The 12,078-nt window shown below is 48.9% G+C and carries 13 protein-coding genes; 9 read left to right on the forward strand and 4 right to left on the reverse strand.

Annotated elements, in window-relative coordinates:
- The 4 genes from WN53_RS16825 (at position 1) to WN53_RS16840 (ending at position 4,506) form a co-directional block, all read left to right on the forward strand.
- A complete protein-coding gene (locus WN53_RS16825) occupies positions 1–660 on the forward strand; it encodes a fimbrial biogenesis chaperone (RefSeq protein WP_037412060.1) in 660 nt (219 codons plus the stop codon).
- Between the two features lie 146 nt (positions 661–806).
- Positions 807–1,421, forward strand: coding sequence for a LuxR C-terminal-related transcriptional regulator (locus tag WN53_RS16830; protein WP_244887724.1), 615 nt, complete (start codon positions 807–809; stop codon positions 1,419–1,421).
- 414 nt (positions 1,422–1,835) lie between these two features.
- Complete coding sequence (locus WN53_RS16835) at positions 1,836–2,324, forward strand: hypothetical protein (RefSeq protein ID WP_024484541.1); 489 nt, start codon at positions 1,836–1,838, stop codon at positions 2,322–2,324.
- 88 nt (positions 2,325–2,412) lie between these two features.
- Positions 2,413–4,506: a fimbria/pilus outer membrane usher protein gene (locus WN53_RS16840; RefSeq protein ID WP_080949241.1), complete on the forward strand. Its 2,094-nt coding sequence runs from the start codon at positions 2,413–2,415 to the stop codon at positions 4,504–4,506.
- A 92-nt stretch (positions 4,507–4,598) separates the two neighbouring features.
- Here the strand turns inward: WN53_RS16840 and WN53_RS16845 are convergent, their stop codons facing one another.
- Both WN53_RS16845 and WN53_RS16850 read right to left on the reverse strand, forming a co-directional pair.
- Positions 4,599–6,065 carry a HAMP domain-containing sensor histidine kinase gene (locus WN53_RS16845; RefSeq protein WP_024484538.1) on the reverse strand — a complete coding sequence of 489 codons (1,467 nt, stop codon included), beginning with the start codon at positions 6,063–6,065 and terminating at the stop codon, positions 4,599–4,601.
- Between the two features lie 3 nt (positions 6,066–6,068).
- Positions 6,069–6,782 (reverse strand): response regulator transcription factor, encoded by a 714-nt coding sequence (locus tag WN53_RS16850; protein ID WP_024484537.1) that lies wholly within the window; start codon positions 6,780–6,782, stop codon positions 6,069–6,071.
- A 150-nt stretch (positions 6,783–6,932) separates the two neighbouring features.
- On the opposite strand from WN53_RS16850, the gene WN53_RS16855 reads away from it, so the two are divergent.
- Genes WN53_RS16855 through WN53_RS16865 form a run of 3 tightly spaced genes read left to right on the forward strand, consistent with a single transcriptional unit; the run spans position 6,933 to position 8,682 of the window.
- Entirely contained in the window at positions 6,933–7,532 is a 600-nt protein-coding gene (locus WN53_RS16855; protein ID WP_024484536.1) for a cytochrome b/b6 domain-containing protein, read from the forward strand.
- 10 nt (positions 7,533–7,542) lie between these two features.
- The gene (locus WN53_RS16860) at positions 7,543–8,331 is read left to right on the forward strand and encodes a molybdopterin-dependent oxidoreductase (RefSeq protein WP_024484535.1); all 789 of its coding nucleotides are present in this window, start codon (positions 7,543–7,545) and stop codon (positions 8,329–8,331) included.
- A gap of 60 nt (positions 8,332–8,391) precedes the next feature.
- Positions 8,392–8,682 (forward strand): pentapeptide MXKDX repeat protein, encoded by a 291-nt coding sequence (locus tag WN53_RS16865; protein WP_024484534.1) that lies wholly within the window; start codon positions 8,392–8,394, stop codon positions 8,680–8,682.
- Between the two features lie 77 nt (positions 8,683–8,759).
- On the opposite strand, the gene WN53_RS16870 is transcribed toward WN53_RS16865, so the two are convergent.
- Positions 8,760–9,350: a helix-turn-helix transcriptional regulator gene (locus WN53_RS16870; RefSeq protein WP_024484533.1), complete on the reverse strand. Its 591-nt coding sequence runs from the start codon at positions 9,348–9,350 to the stop codon at positions 8,760–8,762.
- A 21-nt stretch (positions 9,351–9,371) separates the two neighbouring features.
- Positions 9,372–10,088 carry an EAL domain-containing protein gene (locus WN53_RS16875; protein WP_024484532.1) on the reverse strand — a complete coding sequence of 239 codons (717 nt, stop codon included), beginning with the start codon at positions 10,086–10,088 and terminating at the stop codon, positions 9,372–9,374.
- Positions 10,089–10,559: 471 nt separating this feature from the next.
- Between WN53_RS16875 and WN53_RS16880 the strand changes: the two genes are divergently transcribed.
- Both WN53_RS16880 and WN53_RS16885 read left to right on the forward strand, forming a co-directional pair.
- The gene (locus WN53_RS16880; protein ID WP_037412058.1) at positions 10,560–11,117 is read left to right on the forward strand and encodes a fimbrial protein; all 558 of its coding nucleotides are present in this window, start codon (positions 10,560–10,562) and stop codon (positions 11,115–11,117) included.
- 169 nt (positions 11,118–11,286) lie between these two features.
- Positions 11,287–12,018, forward strand: a complete 732-nt coding sequence (locus WN53_RS16885) for a fimbrial biogenesis chaperone (RefSeq protein WP_024484530.1) — start codon at positions 11,287–11,289, stop codon at positions 12,016–12,018.
- Positions 12,019–12,078: the final 60 nt, after the last annotated feature.

Consider the following 12,078-nt stretch of genomic DNA (forward strand, 5'->3'; position numbering starts at 1 on the left):
GTGAAAACTCTGCTGCTATGGCTAATCTTCCTGCCCTTTACCGCCGGGGCGATCAACGTGGGTACCATGACGTTTGCGATGGATCAGGATCAGTCCTTTGTCGCCAAGCGGGTGTTGAACAATAACGCCAGCGCCCGGTTTTATCAGGTTTCCATTCGTGCCATCGATCGGCCAGGGGAGCAAGAGGTGCGAACCCGTCCGGCAGAGGGTGAGCTTTTGTTCGCCCCCAAACAACTGACGTTGCAGGCGGGACAGGGGGAGTATTACAAGTTCTATTACCATGGGCCGAAGGACAATAAAGAGCGTTATTATCGCGTCTCATTTCGCGAGGTACCGACTAACCTATTGACCAGCGGGCAGAGCAGGAAAGCCGGTGCCAACCTTGAGCCGATCGTGGTGATGGATACCATTCTGGTTGTCAGACCACGTGAAACCCGGTTTTCCTACCAACTCGATAAGCAGCGCGGCACGCTCAAAAACACCGGCAATACCTTTTTTAAGTTTCTGCTGAAACCCGGTTGTGATAGCACCGATGAAGAAGGGATCACCGAATATTTACGCCCAGGAGATACGCTGTCGCATCCGGGTATCAAACTACAAGGTCAGAAATTTATTATTTATAACGACAAGTTTATTAACGTGGATAAAAGTTGCATTTAAATAGCAAGATTTTATTGACCGTTCGGCAGGAAACGCTGGTTTCAGGTGGATTTTATAAACTAAAAAATATAATATTTTCAATGGGATAATTAATTATGCATGCCTTTTATAACGAGACTTTTATTATCTTTGATCCCCATCCTTTGGTGAATATCGGCCTGCAAGCATTGATTGACCCGAAAAATAAAAAAATCAGCCGTCTATGTAGCCTGAAAGAGATTGTCTCGTCACTCCATAATAACGAACAGCAAACGGTTATTATGGAGCTCTACCATCATACCGAAGACATTTATCAGGTAGTGCGATTCGTGTTGACCGCCGGTAAGCTTTGGCCAAAGGCGTCCCTGGTGGTTTTCACCGATATCATCAATCCCGATATTTTATCGCTGCTTGCCGCGCAAAAACACCTCTCATTAGTTGCCAAGCGGGATAATGTGAATTATTTGCTGGCAGCCATTTCGGCGGCCCATCCCACTTCCAGTTATCGTAGCCCAGCGATGCGGCAGTTGCTGTCGCAGAGGCAGCTGCCATTATCAGGTTGCGAATGGCGTATCTTGGGGTTGATGGTTGGCGGAGCCAATGCGCAGCATGCCGCTCAGCTTATCGGGCGCAGCTATAAGACCGTTTGCACCCATAAGCTGAATATTATGCGCAAGCTGGGGCTGAATCAGGTTGGCTTTATGATGCTGCTGTTGGCGTTCAGAACCCGATATTGGGATGAAACTGTCATTTCTGGAATACATCCTGCTCCACCTCACTAAGAGAGAAGGCTTCTTTCTGAGGGTACGCCAGCTCCGCTAGTTCAAACAATTCCTCTGTCAACCGGTCTGGCCAAATCAGTGCAGGCCGCCTTTTTTCTAAGTTTACTCTTAATTTTGGCGCTTTTATAACGATATATATTTATCACTTGTGAGCGAAGTAGGTCGTTGTTTCGCGTTACGGCTGGTTGTAAATCAAGCAGGCCTGGCATTATTAATAGCGTGATAATATTATCATTTCCGAGGTTAATTTGAGAATTTACTGGTTGTAATAAAAAATTTCTCATGAAAGATCCGAAAGTAAAACATTTCAGCTGAATTTTATTGTCTTAATAAATGCTATAAATTAAGGTCCTTCTGCCTTTAAGAACGGCGTATTCATGTTGTTAATTAATTATTTTAGAAGGATCTATATAGATGAATAAAAGTAAAATTGGGCTTTTAATGCTCGGTGCTCTGGTGTTCTCAGCCAATGCTTTTGCTGGTATCAGCAGTCAAGAGCAACGCATGCGTAATGAAGTTACCAAGTGCATCAGTGATATCCAGCAATATGGCAATGATCCTAGGGTTAAATCACCTCTCTGGGTTATTTATGGCACACTCGGTGGCGCGCATAAGTACTGCAGTTCAGTTGCCGCTAAAACCAGAACTGCAATCACGCCAGGGTATAACCAGCAAGAGGCTTGGGATGCAGAGTGGCAGGATCTCTTTGCAGAATATAGCGCCATTCCCAAGGCCGATGCCAACCAACCCAATACCCAGAAATTGCTCAAAAAGCTGCGTGATCTTGGCGCAACAAACAAATTAGATGGGCGCCATGCTCAGTCTAAACTCTATGTTTATCGTGCTATGATGAGTGAGTTGGATAAATTGGAAGCGGTTCTGCCTTCTGTTGAAGGTAAATAAACTGTTTTAATTAAATAATAATGTACCGGCCTGTTTAATTATGACTGCCGGTGCATTTTTATAAATTCTATTATTCCCACCGAACAATATGAATAAAACTTCATTCGTTTTCCCTAGTTTATTAATGGCAGCCTGGTTTGCCAATGCAGGGGAGTATTTTTATATCTCCCAAGGGGATCGGGATATAGGTCATATTGAATTGGACATGGCGGATGACGGTTTCCCGTGCTTTGATAGACAAAAGCTTATGGAATGGGAAATCCTCTCACCAACAAACATGAGTGAGGTACCAGAAACCGGCTGTATCAAAGTTAAAGATCTTTATCCATTAAATATTACCGTTACCTTAATTGATAAGGTGAATTTTCTTTTTTTTACATTCTTAGAGTCGACGGAGGTCAAGGCCGATCCTCGCTTGGCTATCGAGTATAGAGATGAGGGTATTCCAGCTATCCTGATAAACTATGATGTTAACTATAAAAAATATCATGGAGAGCGTTATATCAGAAGGAAAAGAAAAGATAACTTAGTCGTTGAGTTAGAGTCTGGCATCAACTATCAACACTGGCGGTTAAGATCACGGCAGTTTCATGATAATGAGGATATGCTACAGCAACGGATAAGGTTTTCCGATCTCTATGCTGAAAGAGATATCCCCGAGATGAACTCTCGCTTGCATTTTGGTGAGGGCTACAATAATACTTTCTATCTGGATCCTTTCCCCTATCGCGGGATAAAATTGTCCTCGGACGATAATATGTTTCCTTCGTCACAGGGGCCGGTGTTGCCTTGGGTATACGGTGTGGCCACTAGTGATGCTGAAGTGGAGATCCGGCAGAACGGCCAACCGGTTTACCGTACGATGGTTCAAACCGGGGATTTCGTGCTGAGAAATATCAAACTGTTTGACAAGTCGGGTTCTATTACCATGACGGTGAGAGAAAGCGACGGTAGCATCATTTATTATGACGTGCCCTGGAGTCGGCTGGACAATATCCTGGATAAGAATATGTGGAAATATGATATCTCATTCGGCAAGTTTATGAGTAGTGAGAGAATGGAAGAGTCTAACCCCATTTTCTTTCAGGGGGGCGCTGGATATGGCCTCACTGCACAAAGCTCTTTATTTGGTGGCGCGTTGATATCGCAAAATTACTATAGCCACTCACTAGGTATTGGTCAGCGACTCAATCAATTCGGTGATGTTACCTTTAATCATCAGTACAGCAGTATAACATCGGCAGAGCAGGGTCAGGTGAATGGTGAGAAGTTGCGTTTACACTATGTGGCTAATTTCAACAAGGCCAATGCCAGCATCAGGTTAAATGGCGAGTATTATCTGCAACCTCATTTTAATGATTTCAATAATTACGCGTATAATGCTAAAACAGATTATTATTGCTGTGATTATTATAAAAAAGAATATGGTTTTGATTTTTCGCTAAGCGCATTGATCGGTACCTCACAGAGCTTGTCGTTAAATATCAACCAGGAAAAATACAAAGAAGATCAAGGTAAGCGGACGTTCTACTCGCTGAAGTTTATGCAAAACACCGTCAACTTATCCTATGACCTTGACCTGTCCTATTATCAATACCCTACGCAAAAAAATGAAATGCTGTTTGGTATTACCTTCAGGATACCCTTAAAGAGAATGGGGGTTGATAACACCAGCCTGAATCTGGGATACAGCTATAACCCCTATGATCACTATCAAACTGAGCTTGGCGTTAGCGGTAGACATTTAGATAACAACCTTAACTACCGGGTGACTAGCCGCAAGGGCAAACAGAGCAAGGCAAGTTATCAGGCGAGTGCCAATTACCGCTATGCTGCGGGTGAATCGGCTATCAGATACCAGTCTGGAACAAACTATGCGCTTTACTCGGCGAACAGCTCAGGTTCATTGGTTGCCCACCAGGCGGGGATTACCCTAGGGCCAACGTTAGGTGACACTAACGCACTGGTTTATAGCAAAAAGCATCCCAATGCGACGATCCCCGAGCAGGTTGATGTGGTTACCGACAGTCGCGGTTATGCCATTATCCCCAATCTCATTCCTTACCAGGTCAACGTGGTCAATGATGAGATAGGCCAAGAGAGGGAGTTTGGTGAACCAGCCAATGAAGTCGTTAAAGTGCCGACATTAGGGGCCTTATCCTATTATGAGTTGCTCAACTAAATAGCTGTGCCGAAGAGGGCAACAGGTGGAAATCATACTGGGTGCCGGCACGCCATAAGCCCTTCTCTGGAGGCTGGTTGCCGGCACTTTAGCTAGATTACCGACAGGGAGAAACGAAAGCAGGCGCCAGCATGCTGCTGATCCACTAGCGTAATGTCACTGTCGTGTAACTGCAGAATGCGTTTGACAATCATCAGCCCCAAACCCCCTGCGTGGCGGCGAGCATGGTTGAGAATTGACGGACGGATAAACAGATCTGGGCGCAGTTCCAAGGGAATGCCAGGCCCGCTGTCATTGACCTGAACCATCACCTTATTACCCTGCGGCCACAGGCGCACTTCAATCTCTCCACCGCTTGGCGTATGGCGGATCGCGTTATCCAGCAGGTTAGTCAGCACCCGTTCCATCATGCTCAGATCGGCAAACACCTGGGGGATGCCCGGCTGAATATCGGCAAGCAGGCGCTGTTGGCGAGCCTCGGCGGCCAATTCGAACTTCTGGAATACGTCCTGCACTAACTCACTGAGAGAGAAAGGTTCTTTCTGAGGCTTCACTACGCCGTACTCTAGCCTTGCCAGCTCAAACAGCTCTTGCGCCAGCCGCCCGACTTTACGGCTCTGTGCCAGGGCGATCTCCAGATAGCGTTGACGGTCGGTGGGTGTCAGGCTGGCGGATTTCACCGACAGCGTTTCCAGATAACCATGCAGCGAGGTCAATGGAGTACGCAGATCGTGAGAGATATTGGCGATAAACTCGCGCCGTTGCTGGTCCTGTTGCGACAGGGTTTGCCACTGCTCGGTAATGCGTTGCGCCATACGGCGGAATGCCTGCTGCAACTGGCTGACCTCATCACGGCTGTGACTCTCCGCAGGGGTATTGGCATAGGTTTGCAGTGCTGCGATGCCGTCGCTATCCAGAGCACTAACCTGCTGGGTCAGACGGCGGATCGGCCGTGTTACCCAGTGGAAGGCAAAGCCCCCAGCCAGCAGCCCGAACAGCGCCACCAGCCCCATCGACCACAGCGCGGTATAAATGGCAGAATTGATCTGGGCGCTATTGGCCAGCGCATCATAATCTTCCCCCAGCAGCACCACGTACAAATAGCCTTCAATCTCGCCATTTACCCGCAGCGGCGCGGCGCTGAAGACTTTTTGGTTATTAAGATTGCGCGGATCGTCGCCATAGAGGGGCATTTCGGCCCCGTTCAACAATGTCTGTATCGGTAACAGATCGACCTTTTGGCGTTTCATGTGCCCGGCAGGTGCCGCGTTGCCGACGATATTGCCTTGTTTATCCAGCAGATAAACCTCAACGCTCGGATTAACCGCCATCAGTTTATCGAACAGGGTATGCACCGACCGATCGTTCCAGCCCTGTGAACTCAACAGCGGGTTGCTGGTGGCAATATGCTGCGCCAGATTGGTGGAAAGCCGTTGGATCACCGCCTGGCTATATTGCGTGCTGCTGCGTACCTGTAGCCATCCGGAGATCGAACAGCAGATGAGCAGCAGCAGGGCGAAAACCAGAGTCAGGCGTTGTGTCAGCGTGAGATTTTTCATCATTTACCCTTGCGGCGAAGCCGCGAATTTATAGCCCTTACCCCACACGGTGAGGATGTGCTCGGGTTCTGCCGGGTTGCGCTCAATCTTGATCCGTAGCCGGTTAATGTGGGTATTCACCGTGTGTTCATACCCTTCATGTTCATAGCCCCAGACCTGATTGAGCAGGCTGAGGCGGGAAAACACTTTGCCGGGGTGGCGGGCGAAGAAATACAGCAGGTCGAACTCGCGTGGTGTCAGTTCCACCGTTTGCTGGTTTAGAAGAACTTCGCGGGCGATGGGATCGATCACTAGCCCGTTCATGCTTAACGTTCCCGCCTCCATCCGAAGGTTACGGGTCATCGCCTCTTGGCGGCGGAACAGGGCTTTGACGCGTGCGACCAGCTCCAGCATGGAAAAGGGTTTGGCCAAATAGTCGTCTGCACCCAGTTCCAACCCCAGCACCCGGTGGACTTCACTAGAGCGGGCGCTGGTGATAATGATTGGCGTATAGCGCGTCATATTGCGTGCGCGGCGGCAGATTTCCAGGCCATCGATGCCCGGCAGCATCAGATCGAGGATCAGCGCGTCCCAACCTCCTTGTTCCAGCATTGCCATGCCCTGATTGCCATCGGCCGCGTGGCTGATGTCATAGCCTTCATCGCGCAGATGCAGTTGCAACAGTTCGGCGATATGGCCGTCGTCTTCGACGATCAAGATTCGTTTTGCCTTTTCCATTTTCTCTACCGCAGTTAACTGGCCTACCTGAAGTCTACACAACCCCCACCTTGGAAGTGATCACATTTTATTTAACTTTGCGTGAGGTCTTGGGGAACAAATCCGTTGAATACTGCCGACATCGAACCGATACGGGGCAGGAGAGCAGCGATGATCACGGCGAAACAGACCCTTATCCACCCGCTGTGGCTAAGGCTGACACACTGGTTGAACGCACTTGCCATGCTGATTATGGTTACCAGCGGTTGGCGCATTTATAACGCTTCCCCGTTGTTTAACTTTAGTTTTATCAACGAGCTGACGCTAGGCGGTTGGCTGGGGGGCGCGCTGCAATGGCATTTTGCCGGTATGTGGCTGTTTGGCATCAATGGCCTGTGCTATCTGCTGATCAACCTGTTCAGTGGCCGCTTTAAACGACAATTCTGGCCGCTCAGCCCCAGGCAGTTTGTGGCCGATCTTTGGGCCGCACTGTGCGGCAAGTTGTCACATGCCGATCTGCGCCACTACAACATGGTGCAGCGTGTGGCCTATCTGGTGGCTATCGTGGTTAGCGTCCTGATGGTGCTCTCTGGGTTGGTGTTGTGGAAGTCGGTGCAGTTTCCCCTGTTACGCACCCTGCTTGGGGGCTACGACGCGGCCCGCTATGTGCACTTTTTTGCCATGACGGCGCTGGTTGGCTTCGTGGTGATCCATCTGGTGATGGTGGCCCTGGTGCCACGTACGTTGCTGGCCATGTTGCGTGGACGCTAAGGAGACACCGATGAAAATGGAAAAACCCCCTCTCAGCCTCAGTGAAGGCCAGGATATCGTTAAAGAGGCACAGCGCCTGTTAGCGCGCCAGTTGGCATCGTCGTCACGCCGCCGTTTTCTGCGCAATGGCTTGACCCTGGGGGGCGTAGCGATGCTGACCGGCTGCGATCTCAGCGATAACGCTCAGGTAGATCAGGCCTTGAGCCGCATCTCACGCTTTAACGATCGGGTTCAGGGCTGGCTGTTCAATGCCAACCATCTGGCACCAGAGTATGCCGAATCGATGATCACTCGGCCATTCCCGTTTAATGCTTTCTATAGCGAGGATCAGGCGCCGGATATCAATGGCGACGATTATCGGTTGGAAGTGGCGGGGTTGGTGCTGCACAAGCAGCCCTGGACGTTGGCACAGTTGCATCAAATGACGCAAATCAGCCAGATCACCAGGCACATCTGTGTGGAGGGCTGGAGCGCCATCGGCAAATGGGGTGGAGTGCCATTTGCCACCTTCCTGAAAGCGATTGGCGCAGATCTTAACGCCCGCTACATCGGCTTTAAGTGTGCCGACGACTACTACACCAGCATCGATATGGCCACGGCGTTGCATCCGCAAACGCTGATGGCGCTGACCTACGACGGGCAGATTTTGCCGCGTAAATACGGCTATCCGATGAAACTGCGGATGCCCACCAAGCTGGGTTACAAGAATCCCAAACATATTCAAGTGATCGAAGTCACCAACCACTTTCCCGGCGGCTACTGGGAAGACCAAGGCTACAACTGGTTTGGCGGTAGTTGATTGCCGCCGATGCAGTTTCATGGCACGACGCGTGCCGGTTAACCAAGAAAAGGAAATACCATGAAAAAGTTATTTGCCATGATGATGTGTAGCGCACTGATGCTGGGTATCACCGGAGCCAATGCGGCCGACAGCATGGGCAAGGACGCAATGAAAAAGGACGGTATGAGCCAGATGTCGCACGATGGGATGGCTAAACAGGGCATGAAAAAAGAGTGTATGGATAAAGACTGCGTGAAGAAGGACTCCATGGCCAAAGATGGCATGAAGAAGGACTCTATGGCCAAAGACGGGATGAAAAAGGACTCCATGGCTAAAGAGGGTATGAAGAAAGACGCTATGAGCCAGTAAAGGTGCCGATGACCGCCAGTTATCCTGTCTCTGGTACGGCAAGGGGCGCGCTCAATTGCTGAGTCCGCCCCTGTTGCTCAATTGCCAGCGACGAAAATGGTGCTCATATTTCGTAGACGCAACTTCTTTAATGCACTGTATTTCTGTGAAAAAATGGTTTTCGGATGGGTTCCGCGCTTGGCTGCAATGTTCAGCAGACTATCGCCGCGCAACAGGTTGAAGATCACATCGCTTTCTGCCGGGCTGAGTTCGCGGGTTTTCTGCACCTTCAATTGCCCCGACTCTTCGCTCGCCAGCAGGTTTTCCACTTTTTCTTCTAGTAAATAAAGCGGCATGCGCGCCGATACCAGTTCCACCGAGATCCCCAGGATCGTCAACAGTTTCGCCACCCGCTCATCATCATAAAACACCAGAATACGCGTTGAGCTCATGTGTTGCTGATGCACAGACACCAGGCTTTCGATCACGTTGACGCTTTGTTCCAGATTTTGCGAGGTGAAAATCAACGCAATATCATGCTTGATAATTTTCTCCGCCTTCGCACCACCGTGCATAAAGTCCGAAAACAGCTTGATATCGTACTTGCCATAATGCTTTTTCAACAGCATTGAAAGCCCGACATAGCTGTACTTACACTCACTAATCACCAGGACATTGTTTTTAGACATATTGGGGATACCCATAATGAGTTAAAAGTATTCAGCAGCAAGCAGCTGATTTAAATCGTTGATGCTGGATTCCTGCCACAACTTCCCCTGCAGTGCATAGTAAGGCATTTCGTCCAGCCATTTTTTTTGTTCGTGCGTTTCAACTCCTTCGATAATCACCCGGTAATGATTCAGGTGAAAAAAACGCAACAATGCGCGCATCAACCCCTCACCGCCGGGCTTTTTCATAAAGTCCCACAGCAGTTGTCGATCGAGTTTAACGAAGCGGAAACGGCTGTTATACAAGGCGGAAAACCCGGCATAGCCAGAACCAAAATCATCGAGCCAAAATGAATAATTATTCAGAGAGGGGTCGTTATGGACGCGGTTTTTTACCAGCCTGCTGGCGTTTTCGTTGATTTCGAAATGCAGACAATTCATCGCGCGGATTTTATCGGCCAACGCACCGTTTGCCAGCGCCTGCAGCGAATGGTCGTCGACATTGATGGTGGCAATGATTTGGTGTTGTTGAAACCAGTCACGGTATTTTTCTATCAATTCAATTTGTTGATGCAGGATCTCGACGCGGGTTTCCCTGTCGGCCTGCTGAAAGAATTGTTCTGGAGAGAAATGCGCAAATTCGCTATCGAAAGAGAAGCGCGATAAACATTCAACGGCCAGCAGTTGCCCAGATTTGGCAAACATAGGCTGGAAAACATAATTAATGCCGTTATTTTTATCGTTAAAAGCGCTGCGCATTTCTCAATCCTTTGATTTAAATTTATCTGTATGATTTTAAACAATAAACAAAGAAATAAATGGCTGTTTATTGGTAATAATCTTATTAAAGAAAGAATCATCTTACCTGGTGGTAAATTCCTCTAAAAGATTGAAATTTCAGAGGGAACACGCTTGCGTTCAAGATGGCTGAAAGCGCATTAACAGAGTTATATTCTGGTTTTTAGGCGTTTTATCGAATTTTTTGACCGATAAAGTTGACGAACTAAGATTATTACGAACTGGGTAAATCGTCAACATCGATCGATATGTATTTGTTGATAGTTTTTTCCTATCATGAGGGGCGTTATGAATGTTTTAAACGATTTATCAATGAGAATGTTCTTGGACTATATTTCGCCGGGCAATGGATTCATCGGGCTTCATTCCTGACAGGGAGTAGCATCGTTGAATGTACTTAACGGATGTATTAATTCACCGAGAGTCGAAAATATGAAAATCTCTAAGCTGTCCGCTGTATTAGCACTGACTGTATGCGCCACCGCCATTCCTTCTCTTTCAGCACAGGCTGCCGATGGTACTATTACTTTCAACGGTAAAGTGACCGACCAGACCTGTACTATCAGCACCCCGGGTGGTAAAGATTTTACCGTTACTCTGCCAACCGTATCTTCTTCTACCCTGAATGCAGTTAGCGCTACTGCGGGCCGTACTCCATTCGCAATCAACCTGACCAAATGCTCTAAAGGCCAGGTAGCAACCTATTTCGAACCAGGTTCAACCGTTGATTTCAAAACGGGTCGTTTGAATAACCAAACCAAAACCAACGCCGCGACCAACGTGCAAATCCAGCTGCTGGGTAGCAACAACCAGTTCCTGCCAATTCTGGCTGCTACCAACAACGGCGCACAGGCCAACTCCCAGTGGGTTACCGTTGCCAATGAAGGTGATTCAGCTGACCTGAACTACTATGCGGAATATTTCGCAACCGCAGCGGCGGGCGCTGGTGATGTGACCTCAAACGTACAATACACCATCATCTACCAATAAGTTATTACCCGTCCCTTTTCTAGTTAAATGTTGTTTCCTCCCTGTGACCTTTCGGGGCGATTTTTTTCGCCCTGATAGCCTCTAATTTCAGGGAGTGAAAATCATCGGGTATTTATTCTGGCGGGTGGAAACTTTTCCCCCGCTGTATTTCTATAGTAGTGATATTAAAATGAAAAAATCGTTTAAGAAATACAGCGTATTGCTGATGGCCGTGCTTTTCAGCAGCAGCGCTTTTGCCAGCGTTATTGTGAACGGCACACGCGTTATTTATCCGGCCAAACAGCGGGAAGTGACCGTCCAACTATCCAACAATGGGACCGCCCCGGCGCTGGTCCAGGCCTGGATCGATGAGGGCAACGCCGAAACGACGCCAGAAAACAGCAAGGCTCCTTTTATTATTTCGCCTCCGATCAGCCGTATTGAGCCCAACGGCGGCCAGGCGCTGCGCGTTTCGCTGACCACTACGGCGTTGACGCAAGACAAAGAATCTCTGTTCTGGTTGAACGTGCTGGAAATTCCCCCTGCACCAACCGGAGCAGCTGCCGACACCACGCCAGAAAACTTCCTGCAGGTGGCCTTCAGAACCCGTGTGAAGTTGTTCTATCGCCCGCAAGGCCTGAGCGGCGTAGCCAATGACGCGCCAGAAAAACTGCAGTGGAGCTTCGTGGCGGGCGGTGTGAAAGTGAAAAATCCCACGCCGTTTTATGTCTCCTTCACCGAAATCAATGCCGTTGCCAATCGCAAGAAAGTCACGTTGGCACCGCATGGCGACATGCTGGCCCCTGGCCAGGAAAAAACGCTGGCCTTTACCGGTGACAGTTCGCGGATCGCTGATATTGAGTACACCACCATCAATGACTTTGGTGGCCGGGTTCAACGCAGCAAAAATCAGCAAAAGTAACTCCTGGAAAGCCCCATGCCGCGAGGTGAAGTCAGCCGGCGGGGACGCTTAATTTGGTAA

It is taken from the genome of Serratia fonticola, assembly GCF_001006005.1.
GTDB classification, from domain to species: Bacteria; Pseudomonadota; Gammaproteobacteria; order Enterobacterales; family Enterobacteriaceae; genus Chania; species Chania fonticola.